The organism is Stenotrophomonas sp. (assembly GCF_059505245.1).
Genome location: NZ_JCACKF010000034.1, coordinates 16,585 through 42,796, shown reverse-complemented (window position 1 = coordinate 42,796; position 26,212 = coordinate 16,585). Strand labels below are relative to the sequence as shown.

Below are 26,212 nucleotides of genomic sequence, written 5' to 3'. Positions count from 1 at the left end.
CAGCTCGTCGGCGCCCGGGAGCAGAGCCACCGTGCGGGGAGCGCCGCGGGCGGGGGGGCGCGCCCGTCGGCGCCAGGGCAGGCCCCACCCCCCCCCCCGGTACGGATTTACGGCGTGTCCCGCCGCCCCTCCCTCTACGCTTCCACTTCGGAACAGGAACGCGCCGCTCTTCAATCCACCTACCCCGCTAGAATGGGCGCATGAAAGCCCTGCACTCCCTGTTCCTCGCCGCCGCCCTGGCGCCGGCCCTGCTGTCCGTCTCCGCCCCTGCCCATGCCTGGGGCGCGCAAGGCCACCGCCTTGTCGCCGAAGTCGCCGACGCCCGCCTCACCCCCGCCGCCCGCGCCGAAGTGGACCGCCTGCTGGCCACCGAACCGGACGCCACCCTGGCCAGCATCGCGCCCTGGGCCGACCAGCTGCGCGCCAAGGACCCGGGCCTGGGCCGTCGCTCGGCCGGCTGGCACTACGTCAACATTGCCGAAGACGACTGCCACTACGAAGCACCGAAGCACTGCAGGAACGGCAACTGCATCGTCGAAGCCCTCAAGGCGCAGAGCGCCATTCTGGGCGACCGCAGCCTGACTGACGGCGAGCGCCTGCAGGCGCTGAAGTTCGTCGTGCACCTGGTCGGCGACATCCACCAGCCGATGCACGCCGGCTACGCCCACGACAAGGGCGGCAATGATTTCCAGCTGCAGTTCGGCAACCGCGGTACCAACCTGCACTCGCTGTGGGACAGCGGCATGCTCAACACCCGCAAGCTGGACGATGCCGGCTACCTGCCGGTGCTGCAGAGCCAGCGCGTACCGAAGCTGGCACGCCAGTCCAACCCGCAGCGCGACCCGCAGGCCTGGGCCGAGGCCAGCTGCCGCATCTCCATGCAACCTGGCGTTTATCCGGCCTCGCGTAAAATCGGTGACGAGTACACCGAGCGCTACCGGCCGCTGGCCGAAGCGCAGCTGCGGCTGGCCGGTGAAAACCTGGCGCAGTTGCTGAACCGCGTGCTCGGCACGCGCTGAGGAGAGCTCCAATGCCGGTCCAGGTGCAGTCGTTCTTCCACCGTGACAGCAACACCTTCAGCTACCTGGTCAGCGACCCGGCCAGCGGCGAGGCGGCGCTGATCGATCCGGTCCTGGACTACGACCCGGACACCGACGCCAGCAGCGAATCACCGCTGCGCGCGGCATTGCAGGCCATCGAACAACAGGGCCTGCAGCTGCGCTGGCTGCTGGAGACGCATGCCCACGCCGACCATGTGTCGGCCGGGCGCCGACTCAAGCAGCACTTTCCGCAGGCCACGCTGGCCATCGGTGAAGGCATCCGCGCGGTGCAGGCGACGTTTGCGCCACGCTATGGCCTGCAGCTTCCGGGCGCCGATGAAATCTTCGACCACCTGTTCAGTGATGGCGAGACCTTCACTTTGGGCGAACTGCGCTGCCAGGTGATCGCCGTGCCCGGCCACACCAGCGACAGCATCGCCTACCTGATCGACGATGCGCTGTTCACTGGCGACTCGCTGTTCATGCCCGACGGCGGCACTGCCCGCTGCGACTTCCCCGGCGGTGATGCCGCACAGCTGTACCGCTCGATCCAGCGCCTGCTGGCCCTGCCGGATGCCACCCGCGTTTTCGTCTGCCACGACTACGGCCCGGGCGGCCGCGACTTCGCCAACGAAACCACCATCGGTGAACAGCGCGCGCACAACATCCACGTGCACGACGGCGTGGCCGAGGCGGAGTTCGTCAGCGTGCGCCAGGCCCGCGATGCGACGTTGGAAGAACCGAAGCTGATGCAGCCTGCGGTAAAGGCCAATATCCAGGGCGGGGCCTGACGTACGCCGGGCAGAGCCCGGCGCCATCGGTTTCCATCACGGACCGCGAGCGTTCATTTTCCCTGCATCCGCACCACGTGCCGGCCCTTCACGATCTCGAACGTGAAGGCGTACTGCAGGGTGACCGCTACCGGCTCGACGCGCTCGGCGCCCCGGCAGTCACCGCGGTCGGCAGGCACCTTGCCCGCCGCGAAGTGGCAGACCGCTGCGGACGAGTACTTCCACATCGCCACGGCTTCCTGGGCAGCCTGCAGCAGGGGCGCATTCTCGCCCGCAGCACCTGCCGCGCACTCCGGACGATCGGTCAATGGCACGCTTCGCTCCACGGCGCCATTGGCATCAACCACCACCTGCAGGCAGATCGTGGTCGGCGCCAGTTCCGCGCGCGGGTCACGATCGCCAACCTCCGGGTCTGGTGCCGCGTACAGCTGGGGCATCCGGTAGCCTTCGGTCGCACCCAGCGAATACACCTGCAGCTGTCCACCGCCGCTGCCCGCCTGCGGCTGCAGGCGCTGGTGGCCGACATTTTCGCTGCGGGTATCCACCGTGGTCAGGCGGTCCTGGCTCGCACACCCCACCAGCAGCGCTGCCGCCATGATCAGCGCAGCGGACTTCATTGGGTGTCCTCGGTGTTGTCCATGGCGAACGTGATCGGAATCTTCACCGCCGCTGCAACCGGCTTACCGTTCTTCATCGCCGGCCGATAGGTCCAGCTGCGTGCCGCAGCGATCGACACCGCATCGAACACGCCCGGATTGGTGGCACTGAGCACGCGGACATCGCTGGGACGCCCCTGCGCATCCACCTCCACGCGCAGGTTCACCACACCTACCTGGCGCTGCTCGAACGCGGATTTCGGATAGGACGGCGGTGGCATCCTGTCGATCTGGATCGGACGGTCCAGCCCAGCCTTGGCCGCATCTTCTTCCGCAGTCGCGTACGGCTCGACACCGATCCCCGGGCTCCCGGCCGCGCCGCCCTGGCTGGCCCATGCCACCGCGCCCATGCCCACACACAACCCGACCACCAGCACCTGCCCGGACACCCACGGCAATGCCTTCCGCTTGGACTGCTTCAACATGGCGATACGCTCCTTCAAAACGGGTTGGCTGCGCCAATGGCAGACCGCGGGCGCAACCGGGTGGACCAGCTGCGCCTTCAGCAGCGTGCTGGCGTAGAGGCCGCGCAGCGCCGGCTGCGGGGCCATGGTGCGGGCATCGCAGGCCAGTTCCTGGTCGCGCAGGAAGCGGCCCGCAGCCCACGGCAGAAGCGGGTGGAACCAGAACACCGCGCGCACCAGCAGCAGCGCACCGTTGGCCCAGTGATCGCCATGACGGTGATGGCTGCGCTCGTGCTGCAGGATCAAGCTCTGTTCCTGTGCGGTGAACTGCAGGTCGAAGTCGGGACCAACCACGATGCGTGGGCGCCACAGGCCAACCAGCGCGGGCAAGCCGGGATCGCCGCTGGCCTGCCAGCTGCCATCGGTGCGCGGCGTCAGTGGGCCCATGCGCCGTTCGAAACGATGTTGTGCGTGCAGGTCGCGCAACAGGCGGATGCCCGCGCCCAATGCCCACAGCGCGAACAACAGCCCGGCCCATGGCAGCGAGGGCCCGCTCAGGGCATCGAGGGCACCGGGCATCACTTTCAGCGGCAGCGTGGGTACCTGCTGCAACACCGCAACCTGTGGCAATGGCAGCGTCAGGGCCACCAGCAGCAGCGGCAGCAGCCACCAGCTGCGGTAGGCCAGCCCAGCGCCCCCCAACCGCACCAGCAGCGGTCGCAGCACCGCCAGCAGGACCACACCCACGGCCAGCCACAAGCTGGCCCGCCACAGTCCGTCGAGCAGCTCAGTCATGGTCCAGCTCCTGGATCAGCTTCTTCAGTTCGGCGATGTCCTGCGCGCTCAGCTGGCCGCGTTCGCTGAAGTGCGCGACCAGCGGCGCCACGCGCCCTTCGAAGACACGGCCGATGAAGTCCTGGCTCTGCGCCTCCACCCACGCCTGTCGCTGCAGCAGCGGCCGGTACAGGTAACGCCGTCCATCGCGCTCGGCAGTGATCGCGCCCTTGGTCAGCAGGCGGTTGAGCAGGGTCTTGATGGTCGGCTCGGCCCAGTCGCGATGGGCCAGCGCGGCCACCACGTCATCGGCACTACGCGGTGCCTGCTGCCACAGCACCTCCATCACGACGGCTTCGGCTTCGCTGATCGGGGTCATGGTTTACATCCGTAATCGACGGATTGATTACGCGCGTAATCGAACTGCCTGTCAAGCCCCTCGACTCCGGGTTCATCCCGGCTGCGCCAGCATCGATTCCTCCCGCCCCAGGCATCGGATGAAAGCGCTGCCCAAGAAGGATTTCCCGGTCGAGCAGGCCCGCCGCTTCCTCGAACCTGGCCCGATCGTGCTGGTCAGCACCGCTTGGCGCGGCCAGCGCAACCTGATGACGATGGGCTGGCACATGGTGATGGGCTTCTCGCCTTCGCTGGTCGCCACCTACCTGTGGGACGCCAACCACAGCCATGCGCTGGCGCGTAGCAGCGGCGAGTGCGTGATCAACGTGCCCGGGGTGGAACTGCTCGATACCGTGGTGGATATCGGCAACTGCAGCGGCCGCGAGGTCGACAAGTTCGCCCGTTTCGAGCTCGATGCGCTGCCCGCGCGCGAGGTCGGCGCGCCGCTGGTTGGCCAATGCCATTCGTGCTTCGAATGCCGGTTGTACGACGACAGCCAGGTGGCGTCGAGCAATCTGTTTGTCTGGGAAATCGTGCGCGCCCATGTTGCGCCCCGGCCGAAACTGCCGCGCACGGTGCATTACCGCGGCGATGGGCAGTTCATGGTGGCCGGCGCGGAAGTCTCGCGTCGACGGCGGTTCAAGCCCGACATGCTGTAATGCCCGCACTCCCCCGACGCAGGACCGCCGCGCATGACCGAACACCTCACCGACCTGGACGCCGCCGTCGACTGGTTGTTTGCGCGCGTGGACGGGCCGCTGCGGATCGGGGCACCGCTGGCACTGGGCAAGCCGCATCGGCTGCTCAATGCCCTCTACGCACGCGTCGAACATGATCCTTCGCGGCCGCTGCAGCTGTATACCGCGCTGTCGCTGAATCCGCCGAAGGCGCGGGGCAACGGCCTGGAGGCGCGCTTCCTGGCGCCGTTCGCGCAGCGCCATTTCGGCGACGACTTCCCGCGCCTGGCCTATGCCGATGCGATCGCACGCGACGCGTTGCCGGCACATGTGCAGGTGGAAGAGTTCTACATGCAATCCGGCGCCCTGCTCGGGTCGCGCCAGGCGCAGTCCAGCTATACCAGCCTGAACTACACCCACGCCGCCGACGCGGTGGCGCAGCGCGCGCCACAGGTGATCGTGCAGAAAGTGGCGATGCGCCCGAACGACCGCCGGCTTTCCCTGTCGTGCAACAACGACATCACCCAGGACACGCTGGACGCGATGACCGCACGTGGCCTGCCGCGTCCGCTGCTGATTGCCGAGATCGATCCCCAGTTGCCCTACCTGGGCGGCTCGGCCACGGTCGATGTCTCGTTCTTCGATCTGGTGATCACCCCACCGCCGCCGTACCCGGCGCTGTTCGGGCTGCCGCGGCAGCCGGTCGGCGATGTCGACTACGCCATCGGCCTGTACGCCAGCACGCTGGTGCGCGATGGCGGCACGCTGCAGATCGGCATCGGTACGCTGGCCGACGCGCTCAGCCATGCGCTGGTGCTGCGCCACACCGACAACGCGCGCTACCGCCGCGTGCTGCACGCGCTGGATCCGCAGCTGGCCAGCCACCCGCTGGTGCAGGAGATCGGCGGCGTGGACCCGTTCGAAGTGGGCCTGTACGGCTGCAGCGAGATGCTCAACGAGGGCTTCCGCAGGCTGGTGCAGACCGGGGTGATCAAGCGCAAGGTACACGATGACCTGGCGCTGATGCAGCGCATCGAGAACGGCAGCACGCTGTCGATCGACCACGCCACCCTGGCGGCCGAAGGTGAGTACCTGCACGGCGCGTTCTACCTGGGCTCGCCGGAATTCTACGAGTGGCTGCGCACGCTGCCGGAGGACGAGTGCCGTGCGATCGGCATGCGCCGCATCAGCGAGATCAACCAGCTGTACGGCGGCAACGAAACGCTGGAACGCCTGCAGCGCCGGCACGCGCGCTTCTTCAACTCCTGCATGATGGCCACCGCGCTGGGCGCGGCGGTGTCGGATGCGCTGGACGATGGACGCGTGGTGTCCGGCGTGGGCGGGCAGTACAACTTCGTGGCGATGGCACATGCCCTGCCGGAAGCCCGCAGCGTGCTGATGTTCCGCGCCGCGCGCGATGACAAGGGCCGGCGCGAATCCAACATCCGCTGGAACTACGGCCACACCACCATCCCGCGCCACCTGCGCGACATCTACCTCAACGAATACGGCATCGCCGATCTGCGTGGGCTGACCGACGAGGACTGCGTGCATGCGATGACCGCAATCACCGAGGCCCCGTTCCAGGGCGGCCTGCTGCAGCAGGCGCACGCCTCGCGCAAACTGCTGGCGGTCGCGCAACCGGATCCGCAGCGGCAGCAGCGCAATACGCCGCAGGCGCTGACAGCGGCGCTGGCCCCGTTCCGCGCCGATGGCAGCCTGCCGGACTATCCGCTGGGCAGTGACTTCAACGAGATCGAGCAGGTGCTGGTGAAAGCGCTGGCGTGGCTGAAGGCCAATACGCAGACCCGCGGCGACAAGCTGCGTACCGTCTGGGCAGCACTACGGCAACCGGCCGGCGACGGCGATGCGGTGTACCTGCAGCGCATGGGCCTGCAGGCACCGAAGGATTTCGCCGAACGCCTGGACGCGCGCCTGCTGCGGCTGGCACTGGCGCGCACCGCCTGAGAAAAGGGGACGGAGGGGATTAAGTCGTTTGTGCACAAACGACTTAATCCCCTCCGTCCCCTTTTCTCATCGATGCATGGCGCGAATCTACTGACCAATCCTTACTGCTTCCTCAAGATACAGGCGGGCAATCGGTGGATGCGCTCGATGCTCGACCTGCCACAGATCATATGCCGCCTGCATCGCCAGCCACATGCGGGCATTGCCCAGACCTGCAAGTTCAAGACGGTACGCGAGTTCCGCGGAGATACCGGCGTGCCCGTTGATGACGGTCGACAGCTGTCCGCGCGAATAGCCAAGATGCTGCGCCAACGCACTGATCGACATGCTGATCGCCGGCAGGATGTCTTCGCGCAGCGATTCTCCGGGATGCGGCGGATCATGCAACGGCATCGAGCAGCCTCTTAGTGGTAGTCAAGGTAATCGACCAGTTCAACGTCGAGCCCACGAAAGCGGAACACCAATCGCCAACTCGCCGAAACACTTACAGCCCAGTAGCCGCTATAGCTTCCGCGCAGGGGGTGCAGGCGATTTCCGGGAAGCCCCATGTCCCCAGGCAGCCGGGCCTGATCCAGCTGCAGAAGCAAACGCCGCAACCGAGCCACATGATCGGCACGGACTCCGGAAATGTCGCCCCGCTCATAGAGCGCCTTCAGGCCCTTGTGCCTGAAGCTGACGATCATGCAGCGCAAGTGTAAGGCATGACCTTACACCCCGCAAATCCACCGTGGTTTTCTGCGCCGCGCTTCTTATCCATGCCTACTTCTGAGGGTTCCTCGGCAGGTCCTTTTTTCGCAGAGAACGCAGGTCAGATGAAGAGGCCAACGCGACGCCGGGACCGCCGGGTGGAACATGCCGGACAAAGAAATAAGGACGGAGGGAATTAGGTCGCATGTGCACAAACGACTTAATCCCCTCCGTCCCCTTTTTTCCTGCGGCAAAGAAAAGGCCGGCGTGCGCCGGCCTTTCCTCATTACGTCGCGATGCTGCTTACAGCGCCTTGGCGGCTTCCACCACGTGGGCGGTGGTGATGCCGAAGTGCTTGTACAGCTGGTCGGCCGGGGCGGAGGCACCGAAGGTGTCGATACCGATCACGGCACCGTCCAGGCCGACGAACTGGCGCCAGAAACCGGTGACGCCGGCTTCCACGGCCACGCGCTTGCGCACCGCATTCGGCAGCACCGCTTCACGGTAGGCCGCATCCTGGCGCAGGAACACGTCGGTGGACGGCATCGAGACCACGCGGGTCTTGAGGCCGGCCGCGTCCAGCTGGGCCTTGGCTTCAGTGGCCAGCGAGACTTCCGAACCGGTGGCGATCAGGATCACGTCCGGGGTGCCGGCAGCATCGGCCAGCACGTAACCACCGCGCTCGATCTGGGCGATCTGCTCGGCGTTGCGCGGCTGGTGCGGCAGGTTCTGGCGGCTGAACACCAGGCAGCTCGGGCCGTCCTGGCGGGTGATCGCGGCCTTCCAGCTCACCGCCGACTCGACCGCATCGCACGGACGCCACACGTCGTTGTTCGGGATGTAGCGCAGCGAGGCCAGGTGCTCCACCGGCTGGTGGGTCGGGCCGTCTTCGCCCAGGCCGATCGAGTCGTGGGTGTACACGTGGATGGCGTGGGCCGGGATCAGGGCGCTCATGCGCACGCCATTGCGGGCGTAATCGCTGAACACCAGGAAGGTGGCGTCGAACGGAATGAAGCCACCGTGCAGGGCCAGGCCATTGGCAATCGCGGTCATGCCGAACTCGCGCACGCCGTAGTACACGTAGTTGGCGTTGGCGTCGTCGCTGGCGACCGATTTGCTGCCCTTCCAGAGGGTCAGGTTGGAATGCGCCAGGTCGGCCGAGCCGCCGACGATTTCCGGCAGCAGCGGGGCATAAGCTTCGATGGCCAGCTGCGAGGCCTTGCGCGAGGCGATCGTCGGGCCTTCAGCGGCCACCTGGGCGATGTAGGCATCGGCCTTGGCAACAAAGTCGGCCGGCAGCTCGCCGTGCGAACGGCGGGTCAGCTCGGACGCTTCAGCCGGGTACTGGCTGGCGTACTTGTCGAACAGCTGTTCCCACTCGGCCTGGCGCAGGGTGCCGGCGCCATTGGCGCGCCAGCCATCGTAGATCGCCTGCGGGATCTCGAACGGACCGTATTCCCAGCCCAGCTGCTTGCGGGTGGCTTCCAGCTCGTCCTTGCCCAGCGGTGCGCCGTGGCTGGATTCCTTGCCCGCCTTGTTCGGCGAACCAAAACCAATGGTGGTGCGGCAGCAGATCAGGGTCGGCTTGTCGCTCTGCGACAGCGCGGCCTCGATGCCGGCCTTGATGCTTTCCGGGTCGTGGCCATCGACGTCGCGGACCACGTTCCAGCCGTAGGCCTCGAAACGCTCCGGGGTGTTGTCGGTGAACCAGCCCTCGACGTTGCCGTCGATGGAGATGTGGTTGTTGTCCCAGAAGCAGACCAGCTTGTGCAGGCCCCAGGTGCCAGCCAGCGAGGCCGCTTCATGCGACACGCCTTCCATCAGGCAGCCATCGCCCATGAACACCCAGGTGCGGTGGTCGACCACTTCCAGCTCCGGGCGGTTGAAGCGCTGTGCCAGCAGCTTCTCGGCCAGAGCGAAGCCCACGGCGTTGGCGAAACCCTGGCCCAGCGGGCCCGTGGTGGTTTCCACGCCCGGGGTCTCGTGGCGTTCCGGGTGACCGGCGGTGTGGCTGCCCAGCTGGCGGAACAGCTTCAGCTGCTCGATCGGCAGGTCGTAACCGCTCAGGTGCAGCAGCGCGTACTGCAGCATCGAACCGTGGCCGTTGGACAGCACGAAACGGTCGCGGTTGAACCAGTGCGGATTGCTCGGGTTATGGCGGAGATAGTCGTTCCAGAGGACTTCGGCGATGTCGGCCATGCCCATGGGCATGCCGGGGTGGCCGGACTTTGCGGTTTCAACCGCATCGGCGGCAAGGAAGCGGATGGCGTTGGCCAACTGGCGACGGGTAGGCTGCGTCATGGTTCTGTCGGAATCGGGAGGCGGCCGCGGACGTGCGGGCGGCCTATTGTCCCATAGTCGCCGGGCGGGGGGTCAGTTCACATGGCCGGGTAGTGCCGGCCGCTGGCCGGCACGTCATGATCTCCGCCGGATTCCGCATGTGAAAGGGGCCGGAGCCCTTTCCCCTGCGGAAAGGAATCCGACCCCGATCAGGTCGCCAGCAGTGGCCCCGGACTCAGTCCTGCTGTGGGCCCAGCGCCGGGCCGTCGTGGGACTCGCCCTTGGCCACCAGCGTGGTCAGGGCCAGGTCGCCGGTCACGTTCAGCGCGGTACGGCACATGTCCAGGAAGTGATTCACGCCCAGGATCAGGCCGATGCCCAGCGGATTCACACCGACCATCGCGCAGATCATCGCCACCACCGGCAGCGATCCCGACGGCACGCCGGCGGTACCGATGCCACCGAGGATGCAGACCGCCATCACCATGATCTGCTGGCCGATGCTCAAGTCCACGCCGAAGAACTGGGCCAGGAAGATCACCGTCACGCCCTCGAACAGCGCGGTGCCGTTCTGGTTGGCGGTGGCACCCACGGTCAGCACGAAGCGCGACACGCGCTGCGGCAAGCCCATCTGGTCGGCCACGCGCAGCGCGGTCGGCAGGGTGGCATTGCTGGAGGCGGTGGAGAACGCCATCACCGTTGCTTCCTGGGTATCGCGGAAGAACGACAGCGGCGAGCGGCCGGACAGCCACACCGCGGTACCGTAGGTCACGATCATGTGCAGACCCAGCGCCAGCACCACCACGCCCACATAGGCACCCAGGCGGATGATCAGCTCGAAGCCGAACAGCGCGGCCAGGTTGAACATGAAGCAGGCCACCGCATAAGGGGCCAGGCGGATGACCAGGTTGATCAGGGTCATCGAGATTTCGAACACGCCTTCGATGGCGCGGCGCAGCGGGGCAACCTTTTCATTGTCGGTCAGCACCATGCCGATGCCGAACATCAGCGCGAAGAACATCAGCGACAGGATCGCGCCGTTGTCCGACGCGGCCTGCAGCACGTTGCTCGGCACGATCGACAGCAGCATGTCCATGCCCTTCGGCGTGCCGTGGATGCCAGCGACGATTTCCTTGCTGCGCTCGGCGTTCTCCGAGAGCATCAGTGCCGCAGTCTGCGGATCGACGCCCGCGCCCGGCTTGAGCAGGTTGACCAGCACCAGGCCGATGCCCACCGCGATGCCGGACAGCAGCACGGTGTAGGCCAGGGTCTTCCAGCCGATGCGGCCGAGGGCGCGGATGTCGCCCATCTCCGACACGCCCATGATCAGCGCCGAGAAGATCAGCGGCACGATCAGCATGAAGATCAGGTTGAGGAACAGGCCCGACGCCGGGGTGGTGACGTAGTCCATTACCCACTTGGCACCAGCCTGCAGACCATCGACGCTGCCGCCCAGGGCGTGCACGATCAGTCCCAGGACCAGGCCGATCGCAAAGCCGATGCCCATCTTCCAATGCAGGGGCAACTTCTTCTTGTCGGCAGCAGCTGCTGTCATACGCGGGTTTCCTCGAAAAATGAATGCACTCTAACAAAGCGCGCAAGCGGCGCCGGTTCAGGTTCGCCGCGGCGGATACAGCGGCGCCAGGTCAGTGTCGGCGGTGCCCGCAGCCGCCGACCAGTGCGGTCCGTCACGGAAGACCTCGCGCAGGCGCGTGCGCAGCGGCGCCAGATCCCCCTGCCCGCCCCACCGCGCCTGCTGCAGGTCCTGTAGCACTTGACGCTGGGCTGCATCCCCAAGCCGCGCGATGACCTGCTCGATGCGTTCCACACCAGCCATCGCGCACAGCTGTGCTTCCACCTGGTCGAAGCCCTCGCCATCCAGCGCGCGGCGCAGTTCTGCCAGGCCGGCACGCCCGCCCGCCGCAGTCGGCACAGAGGCCTTGCCCGCTACTGGCGCCACTGCGCGCGGGCGCCGACCTCGCTGCCAGCCCCACAGGAGAGTCAGCAGCCACAGCAACGCCAGGCCGATGGCCGCCGCCATCCACGGCCACGGACGCTCGGACAGGCCGCTGGCACGCGGATCGGTCGCGGCGATGCGGCTGTCCCGGCCATCGGCGCCCGGCAGCGCGGCATCGGTGTCGATCGGCGGCAATGGCGCCGGTGAGGCAGTGCCGGTGCCGGTGCCGGCCGCGACGGCCAGCGTCAGGTCCGGCAGCTTCGCCTCCTGCGCCTTGCCGTTACGCACATCCCACCAGGGCAGGCGCGGCCCCGGCACCACCAGCGAACCCGGCTGGCGCGGCACGATCGAATAGCGGCGGGTGATCTTCAGGCGCGGCGTGCTGCCGTTGAAGGTCTCTTCGTACTGTGCCGGTTCGGCGAACACCTGCGCATTGGTGCCGACATCCGGCACCGGCAGGTCGGTGAACTGCGCGCGCGTCGCGCCTTCGGCAACCGCTTCGACCACCACGTTGGCGGCCTCACCGGTGCGGGCACTGGTCGGCGCACTGGTGTAGCGCAGCTGCAGGCTCTGCAGTGGCAGCCACGGCTGCGGGGCCTGCGCCGGCTGGGCCTGCACCTGCAGCGTGCGGTCTGCGCCGGTGGCATTCATGCGGCCATCGCCACCGCCGAAGAAGTCGTCGAAGAAGCCACCCGCACTGCGCCCACTGAAACGGGCACCGGCCAGGCGCAACGCGCCGCTGCGCTCGGGGATCAGCAGGAAACGCCGTTCGACCACGTTGTAGCGGCGCCCGTTGACCTGGCGTGCATCGGTGCGGTCGTCGCCCACACGCTGCAACGACGCGCCCGCCGGGGTATCCAGCACCAGCTCGCCGGAGGCCAGCTGCGAGGCGAAGTACAGCCGCACCACCACGCCCACGCTCTGCTGCACATACGGCGTATCGTCATCGACAACGGTTTCGATGAAGGCCATCGCATTGCTGTCGGGCCCCGCCACGGCCGCCGCATCGACCTGCAGCGTCAGCGGTGCGGTGCGCACACTGCCCACCTGCAGGCCCGGTACCACCAGCGCACCACTACGTCGTGGTGTCAGCGCCACGCCATACAGGTTGCGCTGCTGCATGCTGCCATTGCTCCATTCCACCTGGCGGCTGCTGGTCTGCCCGCTCAGGTCGAAGTCGGTGCGCAATGGCGTGAAGTCAGGGGCGCCCTGGTCGCTCTCGACATTGAGCGTGACCGTGTCGCCCATCGCGATGCGGTCGCGGTCCAGCCACGCGCGCGGCTGCGCCCAGGCCAGAAGCGGCAGCCACAACAGCAGCGCCGCCAGTACCTGTCGAGGCCAGTGCCCGTGCATGTTGATCGACCGCGTCATCGCCCTTCCCTCTTCCTGCGTTCGTTTTCCAGCTGGAACTTGGCCCGCAGCAATGCGCCCGGATCATCCGGCACACGCCGCATCCATGCCTCCACCGCCTGTTGCTCCTCGCGCTGGCGCGGCGTGCGGCCCTCACCACCCGGCACTGGCTTGCCCCCCTTGCCGGCCTCACCCTCGCGTGCCTGCTGCATCGCCTGCTGCATGCGCTGGCGCTGCTGTTCATCGGCCTGCGCCTGCGCCTTGGCATCTTCCACCTGCGGTGGTGCCTGCTGGCCATCGCGGCCACGTTCGCCAGGCTGAGGCTCCGACTGCGCGTTGTTGTCACCCGCCTTGGGCTGGCCCTGCTGGCCCGACGGCGGCTGGCCCTGGCCGGGTTGCTGCTGGCCCTGCTTCGGCTGTCCCTGTGGGTTCTGTTGGCCCTGCGGGCCCTGCGGTTGCTTCTGCTGCCCGTTCTGCGGTGGCTTCTGTTGATCCTGGCCTTGGCCGCCCCCGGATGGCCTGCGCTTGCGTGCGGCATCGACCACGGCACGGTTGGCCACCGCATCGGCCATGCCCGGATGCAGCGCCAGCGCGCGGTCGTAGGCGGCAATTGCGTCGTCGTAGTTGCCTTCGCGTGCCAGCGTGTTGGCCAGGTTGTACCAACCGGCATCGCTGTCGATGCCTTCGAACTGTCTGCGTGCAGTGGCGAAGTCGCCCCTGCGGTAGGCCTGAACCCCCTCGGCCAGGCGTTGATGCTGCAGCTGGTCGCTGCGCTTCCACAGCGTGCCCTGCGCCGGCTGCGAGACAGGCGTCGCAGGGGCCTGCGCCTGCGCGTCATTCATCCATGGCAGCAGACCCACCGCGAGCACCGCGGCCAGCACCGCGCGACGGCGGAAGGCCAGCAATGCCAGCAGCATCACCGGCGGCAGCAACCAGAAGCCTTCGTCACGCCACTGCTTGCCTTCGCCCGGCCGCTGCGCCGCCGTGCCGTCGCGCGCGTCGAGTACACCGAGCGCACGCAGATCGCCGTCATCGGCAGAGATGCGCGCATAGCGGCCGCCACCGGCAGTGGCGACTGCACGCAGGCTGCCCTCATCCAGCGCGGCCTGGCGGATCTGCCCATTGCCATCGCGGTAGGCCGCACCGGCAGGCGTGCCCAGGCCCAGCACCGACACCTGCAGGCCCAGGCTGCGTGCCTGCGCCGCCGCCAGTGCAGCTTCGCTGTCCGCCTGATCGCTGACCAGCAGGATCTGCCCCTGCAACGCGCCGATCTGCCGCATCAAGCGTGTCGCCCAGTCGATGCCGCGGTCGGCACGCTGGCCATCACGCGGCATCACGTCCGGCGACAGCGCATCCAGATACAACGCAACATTGCTGCCGTCGTCGGTCAGCGGCGCCACGGTGTAGGCATCATCGGCATACACCACCAGCCCCACCTGCCCGCCCTGGCGCGCGCGCAGCAGTTCGCCCACTTTCGCCCGCGCCTGCAGCAGGCGCGACGGCGGAAGATCGGTTGCCGTGATCCGGCTGGACAGGTCCAGCACCACCAGCAGCGGTGCGCTGGCCTGGAACATCGGTTGTGCCTGCTGGCGCCAGCTCGGCCCGGCCATGGCCAGCGATGCCAGTGTCCAGCCCAGCAGCAGCGCCCATGGCAGGCGCACTCGCCGCTTCGCGCCCGCGGCCAGCAGATGTGGCAACAGGTGTGCGTCCACCGCCTGCCGCCACGCATCACTGCGTCGCTGCCGGTACATCGCGAGCGCGAGGATCAGGGGCAACGCCAGCAGCGCCCACAACCACTCCGGTCGCAGGAAGTGCAATGCGCTCCAATCGGGGAGATTCGAAGCAAACGCGATCATCGGCGACGCTCCGGCCACAGCCAGGCCAGCACGCCCAGCAGCAACGCCAGCCCCAACGGCCAGGCATAGCGTTCTTCGCGCGGACGCAGGCTCGGCCCCTTCGCGGCGACCGGCTCCAGGCGATCGAGCTCGGCGTAGATCCCGGCCAGCTGCGCGGTGTCACGCGCGCGGAAGAACTGGCCACCGGTCATGCTGGCGATCTTCTTCAGGGTGGCCTCATCGACCGGATCCTGGTCGGTGGAAATCGGGATACCAAACAGGCGCATGCTGCCATCGCCGCCGAATGCAACCGTGTGGATGCGCACGCCTTCGGCGCGCGCGACTTCCGCGGCGCGCAGCGGCTCCAGCACACCGGCGTTGCTGACACCATCGGTCAACAGGATCAGCACGCGCTGTCCCTCCGGCTGGCTGCGCAGGCGCTTCACTGCCAAGCCGATGGCATCACCGATGGCGGTCTCGCGCCCGGCCAGGCCGACCACGCTGTCGCGCAGCTGATCGCGCACGCTGGCCAGGTCTGCGGTAAGCGGCGTAAGCGTGTAGGCGCGATCACCGAAAATCAGCAGGCCGACGCGGTCGCCGGCACGACGATCCAGGAAGTCGGCCAGCACGGCCTTGGCCGCGGTGAGGCGATCGACCGCCTGGCCACCCAGCACCATGTCGCCCTCGCCCATGCTGCCGGACACATCCATCGCCAGCATCATCTGCCGCCCCTGCTGCGGCGGCGTGATGGCTTCGCCCAGCTGCTGCGGTCGCGCCAGTGCGACGCACAGTGCACACCAGCCCAGCCACAGCAGCAGCGTGCGCAACCACGACACGTCAACACGGCCGCCACCGGACAGCGCTTCCAGCTCGGCAGCCGCATAAGGCACACGCAGTGCGGCGCCTGGTTCTGCACGGCGCTTCCACCAATGCATCAGCAGCGGCAACGGCAGCGCCAGCAAAGCCAGCGGCCATGCCAGCTGCAGGTCCGGCCATGGCCAATAGGTCGTCCACAGGTTCATCGACGGCGCTCCAGCAGCATCGCCAGATAGCGTTCGCGGGCCCAGCTGCGCACAGCGGCCACGTCGTTGCTGTCGACGCGCGGGCGATAGGCCCCTTCGGCCAGCAGGCTGCGACGTGCAGCGGGCAGCGTGCCCTGCGGGTCCACACGCTGCCACCAGGCGTCATCGCGCAGCGATTCACTGCCCGGCACTGCATGACGCGCGGCACGGCGCAGCAGCCCTGCGATCGCCGCCAGTTCTGCTGCTGCGTCGGTGGTCGCTGCCAGCTCCTGGTCGAACAGCTGCAACCAGCGCTGGCGACGCCGGCGACGTCGCCACATCACCACGCCGATCACCAGCAGCACCAGCACGACCACCGCGCCGATCATCAGGTAGCCGGGGGCTGGCGGCCACCATGACGGTGCCGGCGGCAGCTGCACATCGCGCAACGGCAGTGCGGCGCTCATGCCGGCACCTCGGTCGGCGACGGCGCCAGCCAGGCGTCGCTGGGCGCATCGGAGGACAGCACCTGCACGTCGACGCGGCGCGCGCCGAGCTGGCGCCGCAGTTCCTGCAACGGTTCAACGAAATGCGCCCGCCAATGCGCCTGTACCTCGCTGCGGCGCAGGTCGAGACCGATGCGCTGCTGCGCGGCCTGGAACTGCAGTGCGGCCGACGGTGGCTGCAGCTCCAGCGGATCGACCAGCAGCACCAGGCTGAGGTCGTGATGCTGGGCCAGCGCGCTCCAGCGCGCCGGTGGAATGCGGATGGCCTGCTGCGGATCGGCCAGTACCAGCATGCGTGCCCCAGGGCGCAGCACGCGACCGGCATGATCCAGCGCGCGCTCCAGGCCCAGATCGTCAGCCGGCGGCTGTGCATACCAGCGGGTCAGCGCGTCGAGCACGCGCAATACGCCGCGCGGCCCACCTGCAGGCGCTATCGGCGCTTCGCGGTCGCTGCCACGCAGCGCGCCCACGCGGTCGCCACGGCGCTGCGCCGACCATGCCGCAACAGCACCGGCGCGTGCGGCCTGCACTGATTTGAAGCGCACGCGGGTGCCGAAGTACAGCGCCGGCGAGGTATCGGCCACGATCAGGCTGACCCGCTCGCGTTCGGCCTGGAACAGCTTGGTGTGGGCGCGGCCGGTGCGCGCGGTCACGCGCCAGTCGATGTGGCGCGCGTCGTCGCCAGCCACGTACTCGCGCGACTCGGCGTACTCCATGCCGCGGCCGCGCAGCGGGGACGGCGCCTGCCCCGCGTTGCCGGTGCGTCCACGTCGCGGCGGCGGTGGACGCTGCGCCAGCCGCCGTAGCGCGACCAGTTCGGCCAGCTGTGGGCGCAGCCCGTCACCTTCGAGCGCAGACGGTGCGTGTTCCAGGGATGGATCGGTCATGCGCAGGCTCAGGGTGCCGGCACCCGGGCCAGCAGCTCCTGCACCAGGCGCTCGCCGTCCCAGCCCTCGGCGGTGGCTTCATAGCTGGGCAGTACGCGATGGCGCAGCACGTCGGCGGCCACCGCACGCACGTCATCGGGGGTGACGAAGTCGCGGCCAGCCAGCCAGGCGCGCGCACGTGCGCAGCGTTCCAGTGCGATGGAGCCACGCGGGCTGGCACCCCAGGCGATGCGGCGGCCGAGGCCCGCGTCGTAGCGCGATGGATCGCGCGAGGCCAGCACCAGTTCGATCAGGTAACGCTCCAGCGCCGGCGCCATGTGCAGGTCCAGCACTTCGCGGCGGGCGTCGAACGCGTCCTGCATCGGCATCTTTTCGGGCGCCGGCGCGGCCTCGCCCAACGCGCCACGGGCGCGCTCGCGGGCCAGCCGCAGGATTTCCGATTCGGCCGCCTGGTCCGGGTAGCCGATGCGCACATGCATCAGGAAGCGGTCCAGCTGCGCTTCCGGCAGCGGGAAGGTGCCTTCCTGCTCGATCGGGTTCTGCGTGGCCATCACCAGGAACAGTGGCGGCAGCGCATAGGTATGGCGGCCAACGGTGACCTGGCGCTCGCCCATGGCTTCCAGCAGCGCCGACTGCACCTTGGCCGGCGCGCGATTGATCTCGTCGGCCAGCAGGATCGGGTGGAAGATCGGGCCGGGCACGAACTCGAAACGGCCTTCCTGCGGGCGCCAGATCTCAGTGCCGGTGAGGTCGGCCGGCAGCAGGTCGGGGGTGAACTGCACGCGGGCAAAGTCCGCTTCCAGGCGCGAGGCCAGTGCACGGATCGCCGTGGTCTTGGCCAGGCCCGGCGCGCCCTCCACCAGCAGGTGGCCGTCGGCCAGCAGCGCGATCAGCAGGCGTTCGACCAGTGCCGCCTGGCCGACGATCTCGGCCGACAACGCATCGCGCAGCTGGGTGAATGCCGCATGCAGGCGGGAGGTGGCCGGCGCGGGCGGCGGCGAGACAGTTTCGGGCATCGGCGGTGGCAGGTTCATGGGGGCCTTTGACCGGCGCAGGACGGCACGGGTTCCCGACATCATCGCAGGGTGCCTTGCGATTGGCATCAAGAACGGCTGAACAGCCGTCCACGCGAGGCGTGGATCTGCTTCGTGCATGCCGCCAGCCCAAACGAAAAAGGGCCGCACGAGGCGGCCCTTCTTCGAACACCTGAGTGCGTTGGCTCAGTTCTGCTTGGCCACGCGCAGCACCTTCGGGGTGACGAACACCAGCAGCTCGGCCTTGTCCTTGTTGCGGCCGCGCTTCTTGAACAGGTTGCCCAGGAACGGCACGTCGCCCAGGAACGGCACCTTGCTGATGCTGTTGCGATCGGTGAACTCGTAGACACCACCGATCACCACGGTCTGCCCATCCTCGACCAGCACCGCGGTGTTGACTTCGCGGCGGTTGATCGACGGCACGGTGCCGTAGCCTTCCAGCTGGATCAGCTGGTCGACTTCGTCCTTCTTCACCTGCATGTTGAGGAACACGCGGTTGTCGTTGGTGATGGTCGGGGTGACCTTCAGCTCCAGCACCACTTCCTTGAACTGCACGTTCGGCGTCGCCACGCCGCCAGCGGTACCACCGCTGATGGTGACGTAGCCGATCTCCTTGCCCTGCTTGATCATCGCTTCGCGCTGGTTGGTGGTGACCACGCGCGGGTTGGAGATCACCTCGCCTCGCGATTCCTGCTGCATGGCCGACAGCTCCACGTCCAGCAAGTAACCGGCATTGAGGATCGACAGCGCCAGCGAACCCGGATTGCTGGCGGCGGCGACCGGCAGGTTCCAGTTCAGGCCACGGGTGATCGCCGAGCCGGATTTCACCGGCGGCGGGCCGACCCGGCCACCGGCTTCCCAGTCACGCTCGGCCTTGGCATTGGCCAGGTCGGTCGCGACCTGCGACTTGCGGGTCTCGGCATTGGCATCCAGGCTGCCGCTGAAGTACACGTTGTCACGGCTGCCGCTGACACCGAACTTCGCGCCCAGCTCACGGGCGAAGGTATCGGTGGCGATGACGATGCGGCTTTCGATCAGCACCTGGTCGACCGGGCGGTCGATCACGTTGATCAGCTCGCGCATGCGCGCGATCTTCTTCGGAATGTCGCTGATCATCAGCGTGTTGGTGCGCTCGTCGGCCACGATGCGGCCGCGCGAGGACAGGAAGCCACTGTCTTCCTGCGAGGAACCACCACCACCGCCACCACTGCCACCACCGCCACTGCCGCCGATGCCCTTGGCCTCGGTCAGCGCTTTGAAGATCTGCGTGGCGCTGTGGTAGTTGATCTGGATGTAGTCGGTCTGCAGGTCTTCGCGGTTCTCGATGGCGATGCGCGCGTCTTCCTTCTCCTGCTCGAACTTGGCCAGTTCGGCCTGCGGCGCCACCCAGATCACGCTGCCGTCGCGACGCTTGTCCAGGCCCTTCGCGCGCAGGACGATGTCCAGCGCCTGGTCCCACGGCACATTGACCAGGCGCAGGGTCACATTGCCCTGCACCGAGTCGGACGCAACCACGTTCAGGTTGGACTCCTCGGCGATCAACTGCAGCACGGTGCGCACCGGCACGTCCTGGAAGTTGAAGGTCACCGGCTTGCCGGTGAAACCGCGCTGGCCGACGGCCTTGGCCGCCTGGGTGACGCTGCCGGCGGTGACCGCGCCAACGGCGGCCTGGGCCTGCCGCGGGCTGATCTCGACCACGTACTCGTTGCCGCTCTGGTAGGCCAGCGATTCCACTGCACCACCGGTGCTCAGCACCAGCTGGGTGCCGGCACCGGACGGCTTGGCGTCGATGCGCTGTACCGGCGTGGCGAAGTCGGTGACGTTCATCGGCTTCTGCAGGTTGGCCGGCAGTCGGGCATTGCCGACGTCGACCACAACGCTGTTGCCCTGCGTGCGCAGGTCAGGGATCGCGCCCTGCCCGTCGAACTGCACGATCAGGCGCCCGGCGCCGTCATCGCCACGCTTGAAATCGATCTTGGCCACCGACAGGCCTGCCGGCGCGGCGGCCGGTGCCACGGTGGCGCCCACCGGCTTTTCCGCCGGTGCGGCAGCCAGCGCCGGAGCACAGGCCAGCATCAGCGCGACTCCCAGCGCGCTGACACGGTTCAAGGTAGAGCGCCGGATGGGACGCAGCCCCTTGGCTTGGTGAAAGGTCATCGTGCTATCCCCAGTAAACGATCATTGATCTTCAAGCGAGAGCGTTGCCGGCCGTTCCAGCCAGCCACCCGCGCCATCCGGCACCAGTTCGATCAGCTCCACGCGGTCTTCGAAGACCGCCGTGACCCGCCCGTCGCTCTGCCCCAGGTAACCGCCCGGGCGCACCCGGTAGGTGACCTTGTCCGGCCCCATCACCAGCGCCACGGTGCCTGCACCGGTGCCGATGGTGCCGACCATGTCCAGCGCATCCAGCGGGAAGCCTTCCAACGGCTCCTTGCGCCGGTTCGGGTCCGGTCGCAATCCGCCGTTCCCCTGCTGCGGATTGGTCCAGGCATCGGTGAACGGATCGCGCATGCCCTGCGCGGAGTATTCAAAGGTCTCGAACTGCTGCATCACCGGCAGCGGTTCCAGCGGTTGCGCCGGTCGCGCACGCTCGCCTTCCACCCACTTCTCAAGGTTCGGTGCGTCGCCGGGCGTGCTGGTCACGCCACGGCCGCAACCGGCCAGCAGCAGCACAGCCAGCACCATCGCACCACGTACGGTCTGCGCGCGCATCACTTCTTGCCCTCCTTGCCAGCGTCGGCCGCCTGCTGCGCCTGCACTTCGGTCTCGTCGAGGTAGCGGTAGGTCTTGACCGTACCGGACAGTTCCAGTGCACCGCTGCGGACGTTGCCGCCGGTCTTTTCCTTGGGCTTGAGGTTGATGTCATGCATGGTCAGGATCACCACCCGCGGCAGCGAGGCCACGCCACTGACGAACGCGCCGAACTGGTGGTAACTGCCCACCATGCGCAGCTTGATCGGCTTTTCGGCGTAGAACTCCTTGATCTGCTCCTGCTCCGGCTCGAACAGCTCGTTGGTCAGGCCACTGGACAGCGCGGTCTGCGAGATGTCGATGATCAGGTCGGGCATTTCGGTCTTGCTCGGCAGCTGCCGCAGCATCTGCTGCAGCACCTGCTCCATCTGCGCCAGCTGCTGCTTCAGCGGCCCCAGGTTCACCGCGCGTTCCTGCTGCTTGGTGAACTCGGTGCGCAGCTCGACTTCCTTCGATTCCAGGCCGGCCAGTTCCTCGCGCTTGCCGCTGATCAGCAGCATCCACGCCACGAACATGATGACCAGCGCCAGCAACGAGCAGAAGACGATCTTGGCCTTCTGCGGCCAGTTGCCGATGTCGTTGAAATCCAGGTTCTTGATGTCGATCTTCTGGCTCATGCGCGGTCCCCCTGCAGCAGCGCATTGAAGGCCTGCGGCGGCTGCGCCAGGCGGCTGCCCTCAGGCTTCGGGGCAGGTGCCGGGGCCGGAGCGGCCGGTTGGTTCGGCTTGGCCGGAGCGGCCGACGGTGCAGCAGCCGGTGCGGCGGGAGCCGCTGCCGGCTGGCCCGCTGCCGGAGCCGCAGGCGTCGCGGCATCCGGACCTGCGGCCAACGGTGCCACCGGTGCCGGGGCAGCCGTCGCCACCGAGCCATCGGCGTTCAGGCCCGGCGTCGCCGAAACCTCTTCGCTCTGTGCCGGCAGTTTCACCTTGACCACGAACACGTAGGGCAGCGCCTTGATGTCGGCCAGCGGGCCGGTCTTGCCGTCCTTGTCCTTCTCCGGGTCGCGCGCTTCGATGATCGACAGCTCCGGGTTGGTCATCCAGCCGGAGGTCTCCAGGTTGCGCATGTAGGCCGAAACGCGGGCGTTGGACTGGGTGCGGCCTTCCAGCGTCAGCACATCACCCTCCTGCTTCAGCGCGGTCAGCACCACACCGTCGGGGATGGTGCGCACCAGCGCGTCGAACAGGTGGACCATCTGCGAGCGCTTGGCCTGCAGTTCCTCGATCACCTTCTTGCGGGCCAGCAGGCGTTCCTTCTGCGCGTCGAGGCGATCGATCTCCTTGTTCTGTTCCTTGACCTTCTCGATCTCGGCTTCCAGATAGGCATTGCGGTCCATCTGGCCGCTCACCTGACGGTCGTAGTAGAACCAGATCATCAGCGACAGCAGCAGGCCACCGACGGCGGCCATGCCCAGCATTGCGTAGAACTCGCGCTGGCGTTGCTTGCGCCGCTCGGCGCGCCAGGGCAATAGATTGATGCGTGCCATCAGTCAAAGCTCCTCAGCGCCAGACCGGTCGCGATCATCAGCGCGGGGGCATCCTGGGCCAACGCATGCGCGTTCACCTTCGGCCCCAGGGTCATCTGCGCCAGCGGGTTGGCGACCACGGTCGGCACGCCCAGCTGTTCCTCGACCATCTCCGGCAGGCCACCGAGCACGGCGCAGCCGCCGGCCAGCACGATGTGATCGACGCGGTTGAACTCGCTGCCTGCGTAGAAGAACTGCAGCAGGCGGCTGATCTGCTGGACCGTGGCTTCCTTGAACGGCTCCAGCACTTCCATCTCGTAGCTTTCCGGCAGGCCGCCCTGGCGCTTGGCCAGCCCGGCTTCCTCGTAGCTCAGCCCGTAGCGGCGCATGATCTCGTCGGTCAGCTGCTTGCCACCGAACACCTGCTCGCGGCTGTAGAGGCTGCGGCCGCCGCGCAGGACATTGAGGGTGGTCATGGTGGCGCCGATATCGACCAGCGCGACCACGCCGTCGATGGATACCGGCAGCTCGCTGGCGACCAGGGCGTAGGCGTTCTCGACCGCGAAGGCCTCCACGTCCATCACCTTGGCCTGCAGGCCACCGAGTTCCAGCGCGGACTGGCGCAGCTCGACATTCTCCGAACGCGACGCGGCCAGCAGCACCTGGACCATCTCCGGGTTGTTCGGGATCGACCCGATCACCTCGAAGTCCAGGTTCACTTCCTCGATCGGATACGGAATGTAGTTGACCGCTTCCAGCTCGATCTGGGCTTCCATGTCGTTTTCGTCGAGATCGGCCGGCATCGGGATCACCTTGGTGATCACCGCCGACCCTGCGACGGCGGCAGCGGCCAATTTGGCCTTGCTGCCTGAACGGTTCATCGCCCGGCGGATGGCCTCACCCACGGCCTCCACTTCAACGATGTTCTTCTCCACCACCGCATTCGGCGGAAGAGGTTCCACAGCGTAATGTTCCACGCGGAAACGATTGCCGCTGCGGGACAGCTGCAAAAGCTTTACCGCAGTCGAACTGATGTCGACGCCAACAAGCGGCGACTGACTTTTTGGGATGAGCCCCACGGTTTCTCCCCTGCCGACGGGCACTTGGACGCAAGAGCTGCGTCCGCGCATTAATAACGTATTCTTAGCAAATGGCAACCGCCCTGCTGTGAAATCCCTCACGGATTCACGATGCAGCCCCTGGCGATTCCCCTTGCGCTCCCCGGTGCCGACCCCAGCCGCCACCTTGCGTAATCTATACTCTGCGACCACGAAATTCGCAATCGGAATCTGAACCCGATGACTCGACTCCGCCGCTGGCTGCGCTGGATCTTCCTGATTGTCCTGGTCCTGGCGCTGATCGGCGCGGCCGCCGTGGGCGGTCTGTACTATGCCGTTTCCTCCAAGCTTCCCGACGTGCAGACCCTGCGCGACGTGGAAATGCAGGAGCCGATGTACGTCTATGCTGCCGATGGCAAGCTGATGGCGGTGTTCGGCGAGACCCGGCGTACCCCGATCACCATGAAGGACGTGCCGGAGAAGCTGAAGCAGGCCTTCCTGGCGACCGAGGACGCCCGCTTCTACGAGCACGGCGGCGTGGACTACATGGGCATCGGCCGGGCGGTCTGGCTGCTGGCCACCACCAGCGACAAGCGCGTGCCGGGTGGCTCCACCATCACCCAGCAGGTGGCCCGCCAGTTCTTCCTCAGCTCCGAGTACAGCTACACCCGCAAGCTGGCCGAGATCCTGCTGGCGCGCAAGATCGAGTCCGAGCTGAGCAAGGACGAGATCTTCGAGCTGTACCTGAACAAGAGTTTCTTCGGCAACCGCGCCTACGGCGTGGCCGCTGCCGCCGAGTTCTATTACGGCAAGAAACTGAACGAGCTGGACCTGGACGAGATGGCCTCGCTGGCCGGCATCCCCAAGTTCCCCTCGTCGGGCAACCCGATCTCCAACCCGGAGCGTGCCCGCCAGCGCCGCGACAACTACGTGCTGCAGCGCATGGCCGACCTGAAGTTCGTCAGCCAGGCCGAGGCCGACGCGGCCAAGGCCGTGCCGATGCACGCCACCGCGCATGAGCCGCCGGTGCAGGTCGATGCCCCGTACGTGGCCGAGCTGGTGCGCCAGGAGATGATCGCCCGCTTCGGCGGCGACGTGGTCAACAAGGGCTATCACGTCACCACTACCATCGACTCCACCCTGCAGACCGCCGCGAACCAGTCGGTGCGCGACGGCCTGCTGCTGTACGACCACCGCCACGGCTGGCACGGCGTGGAGAAACAGGTGCAGGTGGGTGCTGGCGAAGACGCCGCCGCCCTGGCCGAGCACCTGCGCGGCATGTACGGCCAGGCCGGCCTGCTGCCGGCGATCGTCGCCAGCACCGGCGCCGACGGCAGCGCCACCGTGGTGCTGGCCAACCGCAGCGAGATCGTGCTGCCGGCCGGTGCCGCCAAGTGGACCAACAAGACCCCGGGCAAGCTGGTGCAGCGCGGCGACATCGTGCGCGTGCGCGCCGGTGCCAAGGAGGGCGAGTGGCTGCTGGACCAGATCCCGCGCGGCCAGTCCGCGCTGGTCTCGCTGGATGCCCACAGCGGCGCGCTGAAGGCGCTGGTGGGTGGCTTCAGCTTCTCCGGCAACAAGTTCAACCGCGCCACCCAGGCCCGCCGCCAGCCGGGTTCGAGCTTCAAGCCGTTCGTCTACGCAGCTGCCTTCGACAAGGGCTACAACCCGGCCTCGATCGTGCTCGACGCCCCGGTCGTGTTCCGCGACCGCCGCGGCAAGACCTGGGCCCCGCAGAACGACGGCGGCGGTTTCCGCGGCCCGATGCGCCTGCGCGAAGCGCTGGTGCAGTCGCGCAACCTGGTCTCGGTGCGTCTGCTCGATGGCATGGGCGTGGACTACGCGCGCAAGTACATCAGCGAATTTGGTTTCGCCGAATCGGAACTGCCGCCGAACCTGTCGATGTCGCTGGGTACCGCCTCGCTCACCCCGCTGTCGGTGGCCCGTGGCTACGCCGTGTTCGCCAACGGCGGCTCGCGCGTGGACACCTGGCTGATCGACCAGGTCAATGACCGCGACGGCAACCTGGTGTTCAAGGAAAACCCGGCGCTGGCCTGCCGCGACTGCGCCGGCAGCAGTGACCAGCCGGTCAACCAGGTGGTGGACGGCTTCAACTTCGGCGCTCCGGCCCCGAAGGTGGACCCGGCTGCTGCCGCCAAGGCCGAAGCCAAGACCGAAACCCCGGCGGCTCCGGCCAACCCGGATGCCCGCACCGCCCCGCGCGCGATCGACGCCCGCACCGCCTACCAGCTGGTGTCGATGATGCGCGACGTGGTCCAGCGCGGTACCGGTGCCCAGGCCAAGGTACTCGGCCGCGAGGACGTAGGCGGCAAGACCGGCTCCACCAACGACCACCGCGATGCCTGGTTCTCCGGCTTCGGCGGCCCGTACGTGACCACCGTGTGGGTGGGCCGCGACGACTTCCGCTCGCTGGGCTACCGCGAATACGGTGGCAAGGCCGCCCTGCCGATCTGGATCGACTACATGCGCACCGCGCTGAAGGACACCCCGATCGCGCAGAACGACCCGCCCAGCGGCATGGTCCAGGCCACCCTCAACGGCGCGACCGAGTGGGTGAAGGTGGAAGACATGGACCGCCTGACCGACTACGACCTGAACCTCAATACGCCGCAGGCCGACGCCGCCGCGTTCGACATCTTCTGAGGAAGGGTCGGGTGGGTGCCAACCATGGGTT

Annotated in this window: 23 protein-coding genes; 5 read left to right on the top strand and 18 right to left on the bottom strand. The window is 67.6% G+C overall.

Annotation, left to right across the window (positions count from 1 at the left end; translation table 11 throughout):
* The first annotated feature begins 200 nt into the window (after positions 1–200).
* Both AC5JLE_RS12985 and AC5JLE_RS12980 read left to right on the top strand, forming a co-directional pair.
* Positions 201–1,019, top strand: coding sequence for a S1/P1 nuclease (locus tag AC5JLE_RS12985; RefSeq protein WP_414614253.1), 819 nt, complete (start codon positions 201–203; stop codon positions 1,017–1,019).
* An 11-nt stretch (positions 1,020–1,030) separates the two neighbouring features.
* Complete coding sequence (locus tag AC5JLE_RS12980) at positions 1,031–1,831, top strand: MBL fold metallo-hydrolase (RefSeq protein WP_197575474.1); 801 nt, start codon at positions 1,031–1,033, stop codon at positions 1,829–1,831.
* A 53-nt stretch (positions 1,832–1,884) separates the two neighbouring features.
* On the opposite strand, the gene AC5JLE_RS12975 is transcribed toward AC5JLE_RS12980, so the two are convergent.
* From AC5JLE_RS12975 to AC5JLE_RS12965, 3 genes are read right to left on the bottom strand one after another with little or no spacing between them, the layout of a single operon-like run.
* Positions 1,885–2,448: a hypothetical protein gene (locus tag AC5JLE_RS12975; protein WP_197562135.1), complete on the bottom strand. Its 564-nt coding sequence runs from the start codon at positions 2,446–2,448 to the stop codon at positions 1,885–1,887.
* Positions 2,445–3,686 (bottom strand): M56 family metallopeptidase, encoded by a 1,242-nt coding sequence (locus tag AC5JLE_RS12970; protein WP_414614254.1) that lies wholly within the window; start codon positions 3,684–3,686, stop codon positions 2,445–2,447. The genes AC5JLE_RS12975 and AC5JLE_RS12970 overlap by 4 nt, the downstream gene beginning before the upstream one ends.
* Positions 3,679–4,044: a BlaI/MecI/CopY family transcriptional regulator gene (locus tag AC5JLE_RS12965; protein WP_014648244.1), complete on the bottom strand. Its 366-nt coding sequence runs from the start codon at positions 4,042–4,044 to the stop codon at positions 3,679–3,681. The genes AC5JLE_RS12970 and AC5JLE_RS12965 overlap by 8 nt, the downstream gene beginning before the upstream one ends.
* A gap of 118 nt (positions 4,045–4,162) precedes the next feature.
* On the opposite strand from AC5JLE_RS12965, the gene AC5JLE_RS12960 reads away from it, so the two are divergent.
* Both AC5JLE_RS12960 and AC5JLE_RS12955 read left to right on the top strand, forming a co-directional pair.
* Positions 4,163–4,720: a flavin reductase family protein gene (locus tag AC5JLE_RS12960; RefSeq protein WP_069118237.1), complete on the top strand. Its 558-nt coding sequence runs from the start codon at positions 4,163–4,165 to the stop codon at positions 4,718–4,720.
* A gap of 33 nt (positions 4,721–4,753) precedes the next feature.
* Entirely contained in the window at positions 4,754–6,706 is a 1,953-nt protein-coding gene (locus tag AC5JLE_RS12955) for an acetyl-CoA hydrolase/transferase C-terminal domain-containing protein (protein ID WP_495233155.1), read from the top strand.
* Between the two features lie 87 nt (positions 6,707–6,793).
* Here the strand turns inward: AC5JLE_RS12955 and AC5JLE_RS12950 are convergent, their stop codons facing one another.
* From AC5JLE_RS12950 to AC5JLE_RS12880, 15 genes are all read right to left on the bottom strand, one after another.
* Positions 6,794–7,099: a HigA family addiction module antitoxin gene (locus AC5JLE_RS12950; protein WP_495233156.1), complete on the bottom strand. Its 306-nt coding sequence runs from the start codon at positions 7,097–7,099 to the stop codon at positions 6,794–6,796.
* Positions 7,100–7,110: 11 nt separating this feature from the next.
* Positions 7,111–7,389, bottom strand: a complete 279-nt coding sequence (locus AC5JLE_RS12945) for a type II toxin-antitoxin system RelE/ParE family toxin (protein WP_032962148.1) — start codon at positions 7,387–7,389, stop codon at positions 7,111–7,113.
* Positions 7,390–7,696: 307 nt separating this feature from the next.
* Positions 7,697–9,694: a transketolase gene (gene tkt, locus AC5JLE_RS12940; RefSeq protein WP_496065349.1), complete on the bottom strand. Its 1,998-nt coding sequence runs from the start codon at positions 9,692–9,694 to the stop codon at positions 7,697–7,699.
* Positions 9,695–9,908: 214 nt separating this feature from the next.
* Positions 9,909–11,228 carry a dicarboxylate/amino acid:cation symporter gene (locus AC5JLE_RS12935; protein WP_014648249.1) on the bottom strand — a complete coding sequence of 440 codons (1,320 nt, stop codon included), beginning with the start codon at positions 11,226–11,228 and terminating at the stop codon, positions 9,909–9,911.
* Positions 11,229–11,285: 57 nt separating this feature from the next.
* Positions 11,286–13,001 carry a BatD family protein gene (locus AC5JLE_RS12930; RefSeq protein ID WP_496065348.1) on the bottom strand — a complete coding sequence of 572 codons (1,716 nt, stop codon included), beginning with the start codon at positions 12,999–13,001 and terminating at the stop codon, positions 11,286–11,288.
* Positions 12,998–14,836, bottom strand: coding sequence for a VWA domain-containing protein (locus AC5JLE_RS12925; protein ID WP_496065347.1), 1,839 nt, complete (start codon positions 14,834–14,836; stop codon positions 12,998–13,000). Before AC5JLE_RS12925 ends, AC5JLE_RS12930 begins: the two co-directional genes overlap by 4 nt.
* Positions 14,833–15,837, bottom strand: a complete 1,005-nt coding sequence (locus AC5JLE_RS12920; RefSeq protein WP_496065346.1) for a vWA domain-containing protein — start codon at positions 15,835–15,837, stop codon at positions 14,833–14,835. Before AC5JLE_RS12920 ends, AC5JLE_RS12925 begins: the two co-directional genes overlap by 4 nt.
* Complete coding sequence (locus tag AC5JLE_RS12915; RefSeq protein WP_496065345.1) at positions 15,834–16,283, bottom strand: DUF4381 family protein; 450 nt, start codon at positions 16,281–16,283, stop codon at positions 15,834–15,836. Before AC5JLE_RS12915 ends, AC5JLE_RS12920 begins: the two co-directional genes overlap by 4 nt.
* Positions 16,280–17,209 (bottom strand): DUF58 domain-containing protein, encoded by a 930-nt coding sequence (locus AC5JLE_RS12910; RefSeq protein ID WP_496065344.1) that lies wholly within the window; start codon positions 17,207–17,209, stop codon positions 16,280–16,282. Before AC5JLE_RS12910 ends, AC5JLE_RS12915 begins: the two co-directional genes overlap by 4 nt.
* Positions 17,210–17,217: 8 nt before the next feature.
* Positions 17,218–18,243 (bottom strand): AAA family ATPase, encoded by a 1,026-nt coding sequence (locus AC5JLE_RS12905; RefSeq protein WP_164110374.1) that lies wholly within the window; start codon positions 18,241–18,243, stop codon positions 17,218–17,220.
* A gap of 186 nt (positions 18,244–18,429) precedes the next feature.
* Entirely contained in the window at positions 18,430–20,400 is a 1,971-nt protein-coding gene (locus AC5JLE_RS12900) for a type IV pilus secretin PilQ family protein (protein WP_197561496.1), read from the bottom strand.
* A gap of 21 nt (positions 20,401–20,421) precedes the next feature.
* Complete coding sequence (locus AC5JLE_RS12895; RefSeq protein ID WP_005418914.1) at positions 20,422–20,955, bottom strand: pilus assembly protein PilP; 534 nt, start codon at positions 20,953–20,955, stop codon at positions 20,422–20,424.
* Complete coding sequence (locus AC5JLE_RS12890; protein WP_005418916.1) at positions 20,955–21,611, bottom strand: type IV pilus inner membrane component PilO; 657 nt, start codon at positions 21,609–21,611, stop codon at positions 20,955–20,957. Before AC5JLE_RS12890 ends, AC5JLE_RS12895 begins: the two co-directional genes overlap by 1 nt.
* Positions 21,608–22,480 carry a PilN domain-containing protein gene (locus AC5JLE_RS12885; protein ID WP_496065343.1) on the bottom strand — a complete coding sequence of 291 codons (873 nt, stop codon included), beginning with the start codon at positions 22,478–22,480 and terminating at the stop codon, positions 21,608–21,610. Before AC5JLE_RS12885 ends, AC5JLE_RS12890 begins: the two co-directional genes overlap by 4 nt.
* A complete protein-coding gene (locus tag AC5JLE_RS12880; protein ID WP_014038321.1) occupies positions 22,480–23,538 on the bottom strand; it encodes a pilus assembly protein PilM in 1,059 nt (352 codons plus the stop codon). The genes AC5JLE_RS12885 and AC5JLE_RS12880 overlap by 1 nt, the downstream gene beginning before the upstream one ends.
* A 219-nt stretch (positions 23,539–23,757) precedes the next feature.
* On the opposite strand from AC5JLE_RS12880, the gene AC5JLE_RS12875 reads away from it, so the two are divergent.
* Positions 23,758–26,181, top strand: a complete 2,424-nt coding sequence (locus AC5JLE_RS12875) for a penicillin-binding protein 1A (protein ID WP_164110376.1) — start codon at positions 23,758–23,760, stop codon at positions 26,179–26,181.
* Positions 26,182–26,212 lie beyond the last annotated feature (31 nt).